Annotated in this window: 11 protein-coding genes and 2 tRNA genes; 1 reads left to right on the forward strand and 12 read right to left on the reverse strand. The window is 55.1% G+C overall.

Features of this window, described 5'->3' with window-relative positions; genetic code table 11:
- Positions 1 to 106: 106 nt before the first annotated feature.
- Both BJL95_RS19880 and BJL95_RS19885 read right to left on the reverse strand, forming a co-directional pair.
- Positions 107 to 748: a phage tail protein gene (locus BJL95_RS19880; protein ID WP_071160436.1), complete on the reverse strand. Its 642-nt coding sequence runs from the start codon at positions 746 to 748 to the stop codon at positions 107 to 109.
- Positions 749 to 804: 56 nt separating this feature from the next.
- Positions 805 to 1737, reverse strand: coding sequence for a PEP-CTERM sorting domain-containing protein (locus BJL95_RS19885; protein WP_071160438.1), 933 nt, complete (start codon positions 1735 to 1737; stop codon positions 805 to 807).
- Positions 1738 to 2274: 537 nt separating this feature from the next.
- Between BJL95_RS19885 and BJL95_RS19890 the strand changes: the two genes are divergently transcribed.
- The gene (locus BJL95_RS19890; RefSeq protein ID WP_071160440.1) at positions 2275 to 3018 is read left to right on the forward strand and encodes a YkgJ family cysteine cluster protein; all 744 of its coding nucleotides are present in this window, start codon (positions 2275 to 2277) and stop codon (positions 3016 to 3018) included.
- Positions 3019 to 4833: 1815 nt separating this feature from the next.
- Here BJL95_RS19890 and BJL95_RS19905 read toward each other — a convergent pair.
- The 10 genes from BJL95_RS19905 to BJL95_RS19950 all read right to left on the reverse strand — a co-directional run bounded on the left by BJL95_RS19905 (position 4834) and on the right by BJL95_RS19950 (position 16278).
- Positions 4834 to 5613, reverse strand: a complete 780-nt coding sequence (locus BJL95_RS19905) for a hypothetical protein (RefSeq protein WP_139306350.1) — start codon at positions 5611 to 5613, stop codon at positions 4834 to 4836.
- Positions 5614 to 5727: 114 nt separating this feature from the next.
- Positions 5728 to 7533: an ABC transporter ATP-binding protein gene (locus tag BJL95_RS25820; RefSeq protein WP_071160447.1), complete on the reverse strand. Its 1806-nt coding sequence runs from the start codon at positions 7531 to 7533 to the stop codon at positions 5728 to 5730.
- A complete protein-coding gene (locus BJL95_RS19915) occupies positions 7530 to 8720 on the reverse strand; it encodes an ABC transporter permease (RefSeq protein WP_071160449.1) in 1191 nt (396 codons plus the stop codon). The genes BJL95_RS25820 and BJL95_RS19915 overlap by 4 nt, the downstream gene beginning before the upstream one ends.
- A gap of 217 nt (positions 8721 to 8937) precedes the next feature.
- Positions 8938 to 10011, reverse strand: a complete 1074-nt coding sequence (locus BJL95_RS19920; RefSeq protein ID WP_064031325.1) for an ABC transporter permease — start codon at positions 10009 to 10011, stop codon at positions 8938 to 8940.
- 159 nt (positions 10012 to 10170) lie between these two features.
- On the reverse strand, positions 10171 to 12018 hold the full coding sequence (locus tag BJL95_RS19925) for an ABC transporter substrate-binding protein (protein WP_064031320.1): 1848 nt from the start codon (positions 12016 to 12018) through the stop codon (positions 10171 to 10173).
- Between the two features lie 185 nt (positions 12019 to 12203).
- Positions 12204 to 13394 carry an enoyl-ACP reductase FabV gene (gene fabV, locus BJL95_RS19930; RefSeq protein ID WP_064031319.1) on the reverse strand — a complete coding sequence of 397 codons (1191 nt, stop codon included), beginning with the start codon at positions 13392 to 13394 and terminating at the stop codon, positions 12204 to 12206.
- Between the two features lie 473 nt (positions 13395 to 13867).
- A complete protein-coding gene (locus tag BJL95_RS19935) occupies positions 13868 to 15733 on the reverse strand; it encodes a SurA N-terminal domain-containing protein (RefSeq protein WP_071160451.1) in 1866 nt (621 codons plus the stop codon).
- Positions 15734 to 15833: 100 nt separating this feature from the next.
- Positions 15834 to 15910, reverse strand: a tRNA-Asp gene (locus BJL95_RS19940).
- A gap of 6 nt (positions 15911 to 15916) precedes the next feature.
- Positions 15917 to 15992: transfer RNA gene (locus tag BJL95_RS19945), tRNA-Val, on the reverse strand.
- A gap of 13 nt (positions 15993 to 16005) precedes the next feature.
- On the reverse strand, positions 16006 to 16278 hold the full coding sequence (locus BJL95_RS19950) for an HU family DNA-binding protein (RefSeq protein WP_064031317.1): 273 nt from the start codon (positions 16276 to 16278) through the stop codon (positions 16006 to 16008).
- Positions 16279 to 16309: the final 31 nt, after the last annotated feature.

Genomic DNA, 16309 nt, shown 5'->3' on the forward strand with positions numbered 1-16309 from the left:
GCCGCAACCTTACATCCATCAATTTCCTGTTAATACCAATAGGACCACGTCTCTTACCCGCAAACACAAAAGGCGCGGCCTGAGCCGCGCTCTTGGGGGTTTGATGCTACTCGCGTCCAGGAAAGATGCCCACAGTCGCGACACAATAACGCATGCCGACGTAGGGATTGCGTACTGAAAATGGATGGCTATCTCCGCTAGCGCCCACCGTCGTGCTGGCGTTGACGGTAACGGCATCCGTCGCCAACTCAGCGTTCGAGGGCGAGTTGGAATAAATGTTATCCCGATTCGCGGAGACGGCCGGAAACTTGCCGCTCGGATTGGTGCTGTTACCGTTGCTGTTGACGGCATGCAATTTCGCGGTGACGATGGTATTAGCCGCGTGGCTATGAAACGGCATATTCGGCTGGAATAATGTTACGTTCTCCTGCCCGCTGATCTCGCCCAAATCGACCGGCGCCAAGCCCGGGCCGACGCCGACGCCGATCGGATTGCGGCCGCGTAAATCCGGCAATGAGAATGTCGTTTGTCCGTTACCGCCGTAAGTAGTGCCTAACAAGGCGAACAGCGCCTGGTTTTGAGCTATCGATAACAAGCGTCCGTCGGCTTCTGCATAACCGATTGGGCAATAGGTGGTGGCAAAGGTGCATACTTCGCCGATATAAGGTTGCGAGCCGCAGGCGGCGGCGGAGCCGCTCAAGCTTGCGATGGTCAGGGCCAATAGGGTTTTCAAGGATTTTTTAGACATGGGAAGTACCTTTATTCAGTGATGTTGAGTAATTCGTCGATTTAAAGCGTGTTGTTTTAGCAAGTGCTTGCGCGGCGTTTGGACAGGCCGAACGACAGCAAGCCGATCGCCATCAGCAGCAAGGTTTCCGGCTCCGGCACGGTGTTGGTGGTTTGTCGAGTGACCTCGGCGACGCTGAGAAAGGCTGACGTGTCCGCCAGGAAGAAAGCGCCCGGATCGGCACCGCCGAACAACGTTAACTCCGGACTGTCGTCGCCCAGTTCCAGCAATTCGCCGGGGTGTAGAATGAAGGTCAGCAAGCGCGAACCGCTGTCGACCAACTTTCCGCCGTAGCCGCTGGCCGTATTTTGGTCCGGCGCGCTTGCGGGTCGGGCTTCGTTGCCGAATACCGTATCCGAAATGAGTTTGCTGAACAGCAATTCGCTGTTGTCCTTTTTATGGAGCTGTACTATCGATTGGGCAAAATCGCCGTTACCTTTGATGGTTTTGGTCTCGGGAGCCGCAACCAAATGGCTGAAATCGAATTTCAAGCTCACCAAAAACGTGTCGACCGCCGAGCTGTTTTTGATGGACAAGGCCAAGTCGCCGAACAGCGAACTCATAAACGACGGCTCGTCTTTCGAACCGCCTTCGGCGTGCAGCTTGATGCCGAAACCATCGCCGATGTCGGATAAACTTCCACTCAGCGGGTCGTCGCCGACAATCTGATCGTTGATTAAGCTGGTAGTGGTGGTCGCGCCGCCGACGACGCGGATCAATTCCCCGTTTTGGGTGGCGTTGGTCGGTAAGGTCGGCGTGCCTAAGCTATCGAATTCCACCTTACCGGTAATATTGATGAATGGATTGAACACGGCCGCCGCGACCGGTTGGGCCATCCCCAGCCCGCCGATGGCCAAAACCAGAGCGGAAACGCCGAAGCGAAGTCGTTTGAATGATGGTTTGCCAGCCGATGCTTGGGGATTCGATAGTGTGCTTTCTATGGTTTTCATGACGCGCCTCTTGAATGATTTCGTTATAGGGTCGAATGGGTTGCAATATGTTGAATATCCGGGTCAACAAGGCCGGTACCGCCGCGTTCTCGGGGCTTTACCGGATTTGTTCGCCTTACGGTTGAGTTCGAAGGAATAGAGTCAATTGCCGTGCCAAAGCCGGTCGCCGGATTTTTAAATTTTTAAGCGGCTGTATTTGAAAGTTATTTTTTGGTTTTGGCGCCGACCGCCACCGACTAGGCCGGCTGGAATTTCTGGATATCGCCACGAGATGCCGTCTTGTTTACGAAATGCCGTATGTCCGGAGCGAGCGCTTTCGGCGAGGTATGAAAACCTTGGTTATGCCGTCATAAGAGGCTATTCAGCAAGGCAATCCGTGGCGCTGTCGGAGAGTTGCAAGCCGAAGTATCGATTTTTCGTAAAAGCTTCTATGCTGGTAGCGCTTGGCGAACGGTAAATAACCCCAAGCACCCGCCGCTTGCCGTCCATCGTCGCCGGCATACCGGAGACAGTTTTCCGATTCCTTGAGCAGAGCCTATGCGCAAAACCACGCCCGCCAACATCAAACTGACGCTTTACGGCAAACCGATAGAATTGGAACTCAGCGCACCGGCGGAAAAAGTCACGCCGGTCGCGATCCTGCCGGCGCTGCATCGCATCAACAACGCCGTCGTCGAAACCGCGGTCGAGGTATTCGTCGCGGACAACGAAACCATTTCCTGCCAAGCCGGCTGCGGCGCTTGCTGCCGGCAAGTGGTACCGTTGGCGGAGTTCGAGGCCTATCAGATCGCCGGACTGGTTGAACAAATGCCCGAGCCGAGGCGTTCGGCGATCAAGCAACGATTTGCCGACGGCTGCGCCAAACTGGACGAGATCGACTGGCTGGGCCAATTGGAACGGATGCTGGCAGAGGGAACGACGCACGAAGCGGTCCAGACGCACGCGCTACGTTATTTTCATTCTGGCGTGGCCTGCCCGTTTTTGGAAGCGGAAAGCTGTTCGATTCACCCGGTTCGGCCGCTGGCTTGTCGGGAGTATTTGGTCACCTCGCCAGCCGAACATTGCCGAAATCCGACGCCGGAACACGTCAAGCACATCGAGTTGAAGTTTCAAGTATCCAAGATCGTCCGCAAGCTTTGGCGGACCAACCACATCAAGGATTTGGATTCGGTGCCGATGATTTACGCGCTGAAATGGGTCAAGCGGCATCCCAACCAATTTCCGAAAAAACGCGGTCAGGATTGGCTGCGGGAATTTTTTAACTATCTAGCGAATCCGTAGCAGCGGCTATGCGCACCTCGCCTGCCGTCGTCACCAAAGACTCGCTCGACGCCAAGCCATTTTGATCGTCGAGCACGAACCGTGCGATCACAATCCCGCGACCCGCAGGGCGTAAGGGGGTCGAGGCAGTATCGCGGGCTCTCGGACCGCAAACCGACATTAAAACCAGCCGTCGCGCTAGCGATACAAGACTTAGAAGTCTATTTCCGCGTGGGCACAAAAACCGTGCCCTCCCTACACAACTGCGACGGGTATAAAACCTCGGCAACTTTGTCGGAGAACGGCAGCGCTCTATAAAATTTGTCGACCGTTCTCGTCCGTAGCTCGACGCTTATAGAAAATTTCTCCAAGGTTCGAGCTTGCCGCGCGAATGCCGCAGCTATTTCAAAGAATGGCCGAGAAAAAAGCTTTGCGGTTTTGCCGGAAAACCGCATCGATCTATAAAATTTGTCGGCCATTCTCGTTCGGAACTCGGCGCTTATAGAAAATTGCTCCAACGTTCGAGCTCGCCGTGAGAATGCCCGAGTTATTTTGGAGAACCTTTGAGAAAAAAGCCCGATGCTTTCAGAAGAAAGCCCGGATAGCCAGTTTTGTAGGGCATTGGCGATAGCATAATGCGCCGAATGATTTAAGGCCAACATACGGCGCAATACGGCGCAATACGGCTTCGCCTATTGACGCCCTACGAATTGCGCCTTACAGCCTTGTCCTCCTCGCAAACCGACACAAAAACCATCAGTCGCGTCAGCGATAACAAGACACGAAACCCGACTTCCCACGTGGGCACAAAAACCATGCCCACCCTACGCAACGTTAAATTTCGGGATGGTTTTCTCCCCTGATGCCGCGCCGAGCACCGGGGATTTTGGCGAGAGTTGCCCACCAGGGGAGCGGCAGGGAGAGCCTGCCCCGCTTTTCGGGCATGTCGCTCGTTTTCGGAGGGCTAGGACAGCCCTTCCGAAAACCCTCGCCGAAATCGCCGGCGCGCAGGACAAATCGGCAGGATAGCCGATTTGCATGCGATAGCACCCGAAGGGCGAGGCACAAGGATGTGCCGAGTGAACAAGCGTCATGGGGTGTCGTTTCTTTTGGATACTTTTCTTTGGACAAGCAAAGAAAAGTATCTCGGCTGTCGGGCCGAAACCCGACATTAAAATAGATCCTGGCAATTCAACACGATACAAACAGTCACGCGACCGATGCGCTTCACTTTGTTCAGCACATCCTATGGGCCTCAACCTGCGACAAACCACTGCCTTGCCATTCTTCAATATGCTGACGCCATTTCGATGTAACGGCCATCGCTACTCCTGATCAAAAAATCACAGGATGCCTCAGGCTGAATGATCTCAACAGGTGGGCGGGATAGAGCCTTACGACCTAATCGTACCTACGCGGGCTATTTTCGCGTGGGCACAAAGACCGTGCCCACCCTACGCAACGTTAAATTTCGGGACGGTTTTCTCCCCCCTGATGCCGCGCCGAGCACCGGGGATTTTGGCGAGAGTTGCCCACCAGGGGAGCGGCAGGGATGCCGCTCGTTTTCGGAGGGCTAGGACAGCCCTTCCGAAAACCCTCGCCAAAATCACCGGCGCGCAGGATGAAGCGGCATGGGGTGGCCTTTTCTTTGGTTTCTTTCTTTTGGCCAAACAAAAGAAAGAAACTCGGCTGTCGGACCGAGACCCGACATTAAAACAGGTCGTGGCAATTCAACACGATACAAACGGTCACTCGACCGATGCGCTTCACTTTGTTCAGCACATCCTATGGCCCTTCCCACGTGGGCACAAAAAGTGATCCTACCCTGCCCCCAAGTTAATCTTCGTCGACAATAAGAGAAGGGGGCGACTTAAATAACTCGACATTAACACAATGTTTTTCATCGAAATATTTTGAATGGAGATCGCAAAAGTAGTTGTGGTAATTCGCAACCCAAGCATATTTAGCCCAAACAGATGGATTTGCGGAGTGCTCAGCAAGTTTCACTTCGACTGCGGCCTTATGCCGAAGAAATTCGGAGTAGAACGGACCATTCTCATATTCTGCAATGAGAACAGAGTGAAGATAATTGAGGAACCATTGTCCATCTGCGTCCTTGAGAAGGAATCGCACATGGGGTGAGAAGCTAGGTTTAGAATAAAAATCAAGGTGTTTCTTTGCAGCGGTAACGGCTGACTGAGTCAATATTATCCTTGGATCGCGGGCTAGCTTACTTTCACCATGATAGGCTTCGGTCAGAGCATCACCAAATACAGCTACTTCGTCTATATAGGCTAGCGCCAGGGAAATACCGCCCCGAACAAAATAACCTTGAATTGCCATTTCAAACTGGAAATAGGCTAGCTTCATACAAGCACTTCCTAATTCTACTTCGGCGTCAGAGTGTACTGGCCACCCGATAGCAATATTGTCTGTGAAGGCCTTCAACGCAAAGAAGTCTTTTTTGCCGAGTTTTCTAAATTCAATCGGAAGATCATGACCTTCAAGCCGACGCCGACTCTCAGACAGGGCCTTGTGAAGGTCCCTTAATACTGTTTGCTGTGTTCCTGTATTCTGCGACTGCACAATCAGTTCAGAATAGCCAAGTATGTCCATAAACACGAAAACCGAATGTCGGAGGCTCGGTTCCTGCCCAACAGTAATATAGGGATTTCGCGACATAGACGGCTAACAAATAAATAAAGGATTTCTATCTATCATTCCAGCCCCCTAAACCACCAACCTCGGCACCGCCCCCAACAACCTCTGCGTATACTCATGCTCCGGCGCCCGACAAACCTTAGCAGTCAATCCTTCTTCAACAATCTTCCCCTGATACATCACCACCGTCCGGTCGCTCAAATACTCCACCACCCCAATATTGTGGGTGATAAATAGCAAAGTCAGATTGCGCCGGCGGCGGATGTCCAACAGCAGTTGCAGGATTTCCGCCTGCACCGACACATCCAGCGCGCTGGTGATTTCGTCGCAGACGATGAATTCCGGATTCAGGGCCAGGGCCCGCGCCAAGCCGATGCGCTGGCGCTGGCCGCCGGAGAATTCGTGGGGGTAGCGCCACAGCGACTCGCGGCCCAGCTGCATGTCGTCCAGCAACTGCTCGGCCAGCGCGATGCGCTCGTCGCGGCTGGCGCCGATGCCGTGCACCTGCATCGGTTCGGTCAACGTGGTTTCGACCAGCAGGCGCGGATTCAGCGACGATTGCGGGTCTTGAAAGGCGATCTGCATCTGCCGGCGCATCGGCCGCAATTCTTTTGCGGATAATCCGACCAGTTCCCGGCCGGCTATCTTGATGCTCCCGGCGGTCGGCGGCTCCAGTTGCAACACCGCCCGGCCCAGCGTGGTTTTGCCGCAGCCGGATTCGCCGACCAGCGCGACGATTTCGCCGCGCGGAATCTCCAGGCTCACATCATCGACAGCCCTGATGTGATCGACCACCCGGCGCAACAAGCCCTTGCGCACCGGAAACCAGACTTTCAGGTTGCGGATTTGGATTAAGGCTTGAGACTGCACTGCCACTTGGGACGGCGTATTGCCGGAACTTGTCTTCGCGAAAATCGCCGGCTGAGCGGAGCTAACGCCGTTTGCTTCGACTCCGCTCAGCAAGCGGCTTAGTTTGACGACGCTGCTCTCAGCGCAGGCGCGGTGAGAGCCTTCAATAGCTGGCGCTTCGACGGGCTCAGCGCGAACGGTAGTTGGCGGTGCGGAGGCTTCTGGTTTGGCGAGATTTTCCGGCACCGAGGCCAGCAACTTTTGGGTATACGGATGTCGCGGACTACCCAGCACTTCGCGGCAGCGGCCGGCCTCGACCAGACGACCGAACTGCATCACGCCGACCCAGTGCGCCATTTGCGCGACGACGCCGAAGTCGTGGGTGATGAACAGCATGCTCATGCCGGTGTCGTCCTGCAATTGCCGCATCAGGCGCAGGATTTCGGCTTGCACAGTGACGTCCAGCGCAGTGGTCGGTTCGTCGGCGATCAACAGCTTGGGCCGGCAGGCCAGGGCCATCGCTATCATCACCCGCTGGCGCTGGCCGCCGGACAATTGGTGCGGGTAATCGCGAAAGCGCTCGCCGGGGTTGGGGATTTGCACTTGGGTCAACGCCACGACCGCGCGTTGCTCCGCTTCTTCCGCGCTCATGTTTGGAAAATGCAGGTGCAACGCTTCGATAATTTGCTCGCCGACGCTAAGCACCGGATTCAGCGAAGTCATCGGCTCTTGAAAAATCATCGCGATCTGAGCACCGCGCACCTGGCGGATGTCGGCGTCGGGCAAGGCCAGCAGGTCGCGGCCGTCGAAAATGATTTCGCCGCTCGGATGGCCGGCAATGCCGTCCGGCAATAGGCGAATCACCGACAAGGCGCTGATCGACTTGCCGCTGCCGGATTCGCCGACCAGACAAAAGGTTTCGCCTTGCGGAATATCGAAGCTGACGTCCTCGACGGCCTTGACCGGCTCGCCGCCGGTTTGTAAATAGGTGCGCAGGTGTTTGACTTGCAGCAAGGGCCGATTCACGACTCGCCTCCGTTGCGGCGCGCCAGTTTCGGATCGATCGCATCCCTGAAGGCTTCGCCGATCAGGTTGTAGGCAAACACGGTCATGAAAATCGCGCCGCCCGGAAACACCGCCATCCACCAATTGAAGGTCGAAGACTTGACCGCCTGATCCAGCATCGCCCCCCAGGACGGCGCATCGACCACGCCAAGCCCGAGAAAGCTCAGCGTGGCTTCCGACAAGATCGCCCCGGCCACGCCGAAGCTGACCGCGACCAGTAACGGCGCGACGCCGTTGGGCAGCATATGGCGGAACAGGATAGACGGCAGCGGCAAGCCGCTGGCAATCGCGGCCTGCACGTAGTCCTGCTTGCGCAATTTCAGAAACTCGGTGCGCACGTAACGGGCATAACCGGACCAGCCGGTGACGCCGATAATCACCATCATCATGTACAGGCTGCGGCCGAAGAAGGCGACGAAGGTCAGCAGCAAAAACAGCGTGGGAATGTCTTCGAAGATTTCGACCAGCCGCATGCCCAGCATGTCGACGATGCCGGAGAAATAGCCCATCAGTCCGCCGACCACGATGCCGATGGCTAGCGCGATACCGGTGGCGATGAAGCCTATGCTGAGCGCAATGCGGCTGGCGTGGATCATCCGGCTCAACACGTCGGCGCCGTTTTCCTCGGTGCCTAGCCAATGCGTGTGGCCCGCGCTGGCGAACGGCGCCTCCAGGCCCTTGCTGCCCAGATCGCGTAAATAATCGCCGGGAGCATAGGGTATCGGCGGCATGACTTTCCAATCGACTTGCACATATTCCGGGCCGCGAAAATCGTCGTAAATCACCAGTGCTGGCGGCTGGACTGTCAGGTTGGCAATTAATGCGGCGACGGCGGTGCCGGACAAAAATACTAGAAACTTGGCACCGCCCGCGAGCGGCAGCCGGGACACGGCCAGCGCGATGAAAAATGCCACCAGTATCCAGGCATCCTCAATCGACAGATAGCGTAACACCGGGAAAGTGATTTCGCCGTTCTTGCTCATCACCAATGGCATCGAGTTGGCGAGAAACGGTGCGAACACCGCGAACAACACCAACACGCCGACCCAAGCCAGTCCGAATTTGACGCCGACGCCGTCCAGCGTGCGGCGCCAGATGCGGGCGGAGAAGGATTGCCGGCTGATTAAGGATTTAGGAGATGACGCCATTGGCTACCCTGTTTGATACGCCGTATAGCGGCAAGTCGATTCGCACGATGCGACTTTTAACCTGCCCCTGATTTTTACAGGTATTCCGTTGCCACCCTCTGGGGTATAGAGTCTGAGCCCTGCGACTGCCCTTAGGACAGGCTTTTCGAAGCCTGATGTGGTGCGCCCTTCGACAAGCTCAGGGCGAACGATGTTTAAGGACCGGGGTTGTAGCAACTTAGTCATAACTCACCCTAGGATCGGCCAAGGTGTAGCAGAAGTCGGCGATCAAATAGCCGACCAGGGTTAGAAAGCCGCTGATCCAGGTGATCGACAACACCAGCTCGCGGTCCCTGCCCTTCACCGCTTCCACCGCCAATTGGCCCATGCCGTTGATGCTGAAAATGTTCTCGACGATCAACGAGCCGGCCAACAAACTAGGCAACAAGCCGGCCGAGACCGTAATCAACGGCAACAAGCTGTTGCGGAACACGTGCGTCCACAGCACGTCGCGTTCGGCCAAACCCTTGGCGCGGGCGGTGCGGGCGTAGTCGGCGTGCAGGTTCTCCAGGATCGAGGTGCGGGTCAATTTCGCCAGCGCGGCGAAACCGCCGTAGGACAAGCAGATCACCGGAAGTACCAGATGCCAGATCCGGTCCAGCAGAAAGCCGCGCACGAAGCCGCTGTCGTTCCAATGCGGCAGAAACGGCATGTCCAGCGCCTCGCGGGCACTGAGGCCCGCGGTCGGGAACCATTGGAAATATTGGATATTAGCGAAAAAGCCCAGCAGCAACACGCCGGCCAGCATGGTCGGAATCGACCACAGAGCCAACATCGACAAGCTGGCGCCGATGTCGAAGGCGCCGCCGCGTTCGGTTGCAGACTTCATGCCGATCCAGATGGCCAGCGCATAAGTGAACGGTATGGTCACCAGATTCAGCAACAAGGTAATCGGGATACGTTCGGCCAGAATGTCGGCGACCGGTCGGCCGTATTGAAAGCTGGTACCGAGGTCCATGCCTTTGGTCAGCGAGAACGACTTATGACCTTGTTCGTCGTCGACGAAGCCGATCGGCGATACATTGTTCAGCCAACGCAGGTATTGCAGCGGCGCAGGTTGATCCAGGCCGTAGCGCTTGTTGTAATAATCCAGCAAAGCCTGCTTTTCCTGCGGTTTCATGTCCATGCCGCCGACCAAAGTCTGGGCGCTGATACCGCCCGGCGAGGCTGCCATCACGGCAAACACGACCACGGTGATGCCGAGCAGGGTCGGCACCATCAACAACAGGCGGCGCAGCAGATAAGTCAGCATAACGAATTCCTTTTGAGTGCCGAGAGAAAAATCCATGTCAAATCGGCCGGGATTGCCGAGCTCCAGACTTCAGGGACGTTCAAGGCCAACACCCTCCATGGTATCTGGTCCCCGGCAATCCCTGCCGGGGTGACGCAGCGCTGCAAGCTCGTCATGACTTTATTGCGTGTATTTTTGCTGGGCCAGCGGCACGTAGTTTTCCAGCGGCAGCGAGCCCAGATTCAGACCCAACTTGGTCATTTGCAGGTTGTGGATGCGCTTGTCGACGAACAACAAACTTTTACGGCGCATCAGGAACGTGTACGGCTGATCTTCGTAGAGTATGCGTTCCGCCTGTTGCCACAGCGGCATGCGCTTGGCTTCGTCGACGGTACGGCGAGCTTCATCGATCAGCTTGTCCAATTCAGGATTCTGGTAACCGATGAAATTGTCGCCCTTGCTGATCGCCTGCGAGCTGTGGAAGGCTTGGTACAAGTCGGTTTCGATGCTGCTGGTCCAGCCCAAGGTGATCGCGTCGAAGTCTTTTTTATCCAGATTTTCCAGCATCACCGGCCATTCCTGCGGAAACGGCACCAATTTGACCCCGGCCTTGGCGTACAGGTCTTTCAGCAAGAGCACCATACGGCTGGTATCTTCGTTGGCCTGAAAATAGGTCAGTTTGAACTCGAATGCTTGGCCGGCCTGGTCTTCCAAAACGCCGTCTTTATTGCGATCTTCGTAGCCGGCTTCTTTCAACAAAGCCTTGGCCTTATCGAGATTGGCTTGATAGGGCTGCAAGGCGGCGGCGTGCTGTTTGCTGGCGTTGCCGAACGGACTGACTGCCGGCTCGGCGTAACCGAGAAACACGTCCTTGATAATCCGGCCGGTATCGGTCAGGTAGGTCATGGCCTGACGTACCCGCTTGTCGGCGAAACGAGTCGGCTTACCGCCGCGTATCTGGTTCCAGCCGATATAGCTGTATCCGACGACCGGCGGCATGTATTCGAAGCTCTGGCTTTTGCCCTGAATTTGCGCATCGTTTTGGAGCTGTCGGTATTCGACCGGGCGCGCTGAATAGGAATCGATGTCGCCGTTGCGGTAGGTGGTCAAACGGGCACTGTCGTTTTGGATAATTTTCCAGAGGATGCGGTTGTAGGCCGGCTGAACGTCGCCCCAATAGCGCTCGTTGCGCAACAATTCGACGCTGCCCTGATCCGGGGTCCAGTTTTTCGGGTCGGCCAATCTATAAGGGCCGCTGCCGAGCAACAAGCCTTTAGATTCGTTGAATTTTTGCGGTTCCTTTAGATAAGGTTCGTAAAAATGCTTGGGCATGATGTTCATGCCGCCGGCCAGTGACAGCGCCTCGAAATAAGGCTCTTTAAACACGAACGTCACTCGATCTTTGCCGTCGGCCTTGACTGACTGAATTTTTTCCAGATAAGCACGGTCGCGCGGCGCCTGAATCGCGTCGGTCATGATGAACGTAAATGTGAACGCCACGTCTTCAGCGGTCAGCGGCTGGCCGTCGGAAAAAGAAACGTCGTCGCGCAAGTCAAAGCTGATCGTTAAACCATCCTCGCTAACCGTCCAGTTTTTCGCGACCAAACCTTCCCAGGCCAAGGTATCCGGATTGCGGGTGATCAGGCTTTCCTGCACGTAGCTTTGCACATTGGCGGCGTAAGCGTCGGTCGATATCAGCGGCGTGATGGTTTTCAGATTAGTGCCGAAGGCTTCGACGCTCCAATCGCCCCGGGCGTAATCGGCCAACTTGGTTGCCGCGTAGGCGCGCTGAAAGGCTTGAGCAACCTGACTGCTTGGCGGGTTCGCCGTTTGCGCGCTCAACGCCCCGCTACCGGCCAGACCGCGCAACTCCCTCACCGCTTGCGCCTGATCTGCCAGTGCGGTTTGCATGTCGCTGAGCTTCAGCCATTGCCTATCGATTTGATACATTGCTAGCAAAATCAGTACGATAACCAAGCCAAGCAATGAGTAGAGTATCCAGTCTCTGGTAACGGAGGACGTTTGCATAGTTCCAATGATTGGCGGAGTGTAAACAAAAGTGTCGGAGACACTGATTTTGAACCGGGGCGGTTCAAACCCAATCCACCCCGGCTTGTCGACCTATTCTTCAACGAAGTATCCGGGACTTCTCCGGTGTACCGCGCCTAGCAATTGCCGGTGGGCAACGATGGCTACCCACCGAAACTCCCCGCCTAAGCCAAATTGACGATCGGCACTTCCGGATTGACGTCGGCATCGTAATCCACGCCATCGACCTCGAAGCCGAATAACCGCAGAAAATCTTGCTTGTAGCCGGCAAAGTCCGTCAACTCGTTGATATTTTCGTTATCGATCCGAGACCAGAGCTCGCTGACCTCATCTTGTACTTGAGGGGCCAATTCCTTTAAGTCGGCGCGAATGCGACCTACTTCATCGAGAATCGGCTCTGCCCCATAGAGACTGTCCCGGAACAAGCCGTTGACTTGTTCGATGCAACCTTCATGGGTACCAGCTTCCTTCATGACCTTGAACAACAGCGCCAGATACAAGGGCATCATCGGAATTGCAGCGCTAGCCTGGGTGACCACGGCTTTTAATACCGACACCCTGGCATCGCCGCCTAGCGCGGCCAGCTTGTGCCGTATGTCGACAACGCGCTTGTCCAAATCCTGCTTCGCCGCGCCTATCGTACCGTCCCAATAGATGTCCTTGGTTACTTTCTCGCCAAGATAGGTGAACGCCGTGGTTTTTGCGCCGGGCGCCAGAACGTCGGCGTCAGCCAATGCGTCTATCCACATTTGCCAGTCTTCGCCGCCCATCACCGCGACGGTATTGGCGATTTCTTCGTCGGATGCCGCGGGCAGCGTGAATTCCTTGATGACCTCTTTGTCGGTATCGATACCGGTTTGCACCAAGTCCTTGCCGATGGGTTTCAGCGTCGAATTGTAGGTCACCCCGGTTTTCGGATGGGTGCGGCGCGGCGCGGCCAAGCTGTAGACCACCAAATCGATTTTGCCGAAATCCTGTTTGATGGCATCTATCGCTTTTTGTTTGATGTCGTCGGAAAAGGCATCGCCGTTGATACTTTTCGCGTACAAACCTTCGGCTTCGGCGAATTGATGAAAAGCCGCGGAATTGTACCAGCCGGGGGTGCCGGGCTTGTCGGCGGTTCCTTCGCGTTCGAAAAATACCCCCAGGGTTTTGGCGCCGGCACCGAATGCCGCGACGATACGCGACGCCAAACCGTAGCCGGTGGATGCGCCCAAAATCAGTACGTTTTTGGGGCCGCCCGCTATCGCGCCGCCGCTTTTAACGTAGTCGATTTGCTGTTTGACGTTGGCGGCGCAGCCGACCGGATGGGTGGTGACACACATAAAACCGCGAACGCGAGGTTTGATAATCATGTAGCTCCTTAAAATCAAGCCGTTAAAGAAAGGACAGAGTTGCGTGGCAACGGTCCGGTTGTTAATTTTTAAGGTAACTAATCAGTGAATCGCATCACCTTGCAAATCGCCGATCGCCCCCTTTTGATCGAGGTGGTTGAGGCGAATTCACGAAAAAAGCCTCAATCTCGCCCCACTCAACCCTCTCCGAGCGGAGAGGAGTCCCTGCGTGTCACGCTGAGTAGTTACTTCTAAAGTTTATCGCAAGCCTAGCTCGAACAGAACAACTATCTCGAATCCCGACGATACCGGAATCTCATCCCCGATAATCGTTGACAAACACAGAGGTAACCGGATACCGCACGCAGACTCGTCAGTCCCATGATCGCCGCCCGGTAACTCAATGTGCGGAAGAGATGAACCTGACGGCAACGTGTGCCCACGCCCATAAAAAAAGGGAGCCTAAGCTCCCTTTTCATAGTCATCACGATACCTTATTGCTTTGGCGCGTGAATCTCGATATCCGCCTTGGCTTGCAATGCATTCAACACCGATTCGAACTGAGCCTTACCGAACGCGCCCGCCATATTCTTGGCAATCACGGCTTGTTTGTTTTTATCTGCATCGGTCATTTTGCCTTCGTTGACTTGATTGATGCTCACAATCAGTTTGGCGCCGCTCTCGTCGTCGATAATCGTCACGCTAGGCTGACCGGACTTGGGCTTGGCCGCCTTGAAGACGGCCTGATTGACCGGCATCGCCAGATCGCCGCCGATCCGGGTCAAGCCATTGACTTTTTTGGCCTGCAAATGCCGGGCATCCGCAATTTGCGTCAAACTCTTTCCACCCGCCAGCTCCTGACGGATCTGCTCGGCCAACGTAGCCTGTTGCTGTTTGGCGCGATCGCGCTGGATCGCGGCGGCAACCTCAGCCTTCACCTGCTGCAGTTCCTTGACCGACGCAGGCTGATGACTGGCCATCCGCAACACGACGAGTTTGTCACCACCAACTTCAATAGGCTCGCTATTGCTACCTTTTAACACGTCTTCGGAAAATGCAACGGCGCGAACTTTCTCTTCCGCGGCGATGCCGACACCGTTGGCACGGGTAAACACTCCGGATTTCTGCGGTTGCACGCCCAGTAGGTCGGCAGCGGCGGCAAGGCTGTCCGGATTCTCGTAACTGACTTCGGCCAGTTTCTCGGCCAGTTCGTTGAATTTAGTCTCCGCCTGCGCTTTTTGGTAAGCCTTGGCGACATCGGCCTTGACTTGCTCGTAAGTTTTAATTTCGCCTGGCACCAATTCTGTCGCCTTGATCAGATGGTAGCCGAACGAGGTCCTGACCGGCTCGGATACTTGACCGACCTGCAACGCCAATGCCGCTTCCTCGAAGGGCTTTTCCATGACGCCTGGCGCAATCAGCCCCAAGTCGCCGCCCTTTTTAGCGCTCAACTTGTCGTCGGACATTTCGGCGGCAACCGCGGCGAAATCCTTGGATTGCAACGCGGCTTGGGCTTGCCGGGCTTTTTGCAGCGCGGCTTGATCGGTCTGCTCCTTACCAACCGCAAACAGTATGTGGCTGATTTTTCGGCGTTCCTTTGTGGTGTACTGAGCTTTTTGCTCTTCGTAATAAGCCTTCAGCTGTTCTTCGGTCGACTTAATCTCGCCGGCCAATTTATCCAAGGACAGTTCCACATAGTCTATCGAGGTCTGCTCTTCAGTCTGATAGGCATCTTGATGCTGTTGATAATAGGCGCTGATGTCTTCTTCGCTGGGTTGCTCGGTAGACTTGACCAAGGGTAGGGTCAAATATTCAATATCGCGGGTTTGATTTTGCAATTTAAAGAAGTTGTCGATTTCGGCCTGCGTCACGAAACTGGTATCGACAACAGCCCGTTGAAATTGCTCCATTACCAAAGCCTTCTTGATTCGATTCACAAACTCGGCGGACGACATACCTTGCGAACCCAGCAAGGTTTGATATTGAGTCTTGTCAAATTTGCCGTCTTTTTGGAAATACTCCAAACCTTGGATAAATTCGCGGGCGGTTTCGTCGCTGACCAGCAGCTTTTCGTCCTGCACATATTGCAGCAAAACTTCGTCGCGAATCAGTTTTTGCAGGGCCTGTTTTTTTAGGGTCTCTTCGTCGAACTTCATTCCCGCCAGATTCTGCGCGAATTGCTGATAGGCTTGCTGAACATCGCGCTGATAGAAGTCTTTATCGCCTACCGATACGACCGGAATTTCCTTACCGCCGCCGAGATAGTTTTGGATACCCCACAAACCGAAGAGCACGCATATCAAGATCAATATGATTGATGCAAAGATACCTTGCACCTTTTCTCTTATTTCTAAAAGCATAAACGCTGTCCTTAAAACAGAATGACACCTGAGCGTTTCAGGCAAAATTTAACACGCAAAAAAAAACCTCGGACCGTACAACGGCCCGAGGTTTCTGTTTTGGCGGAGCGGACGGGGCTCGAACCCGCGACCCCCGGCGTGACAGGCCGGTATTCTGACCAACTGAACTACCGCTCCAAAGTCTGGTGGGTGCTGAGGGGTTCGAACCCCCGACCCTCGCCTTGTAAGGGCGACGCTCTCCCAGCTGAGCTAAGCACCCGACTAAAGAGCGACTAGTTTACAGCATCTTTTAAAGATTTGCCAGCCTTAAATGACGGAATTTTTGCGGCCTTGATGGTGATCTCTTCGCCGGTTTGTGGATTGCGGCCTTTACGTTCCGCTCTTTCTTTAACTTCGAATGTACCAAAGCCAACCAGTGCGACGGCTTCGCCTTTTTTCAGCGAATCTTCGACGGCTTTGATAAATCCATCCAATGCGCGACCGGCATCGGCTTTTGTCAATTGGGACGCACTGGCGATTGCATCGATAAGTTCCGATTTATTCATTTATTTCCCCTTAGGATGTCGTTTTATTAAT

Source organism: Methylomonas sp. LWB, from assembly GCF_001856095.1.
Lineage (GTDB): Bacteria > Pseudomonadota > Gammaproteobacteria > Methylococcales > Methylomonadaceae > Methylomonas > Methylomonas koyamae_A.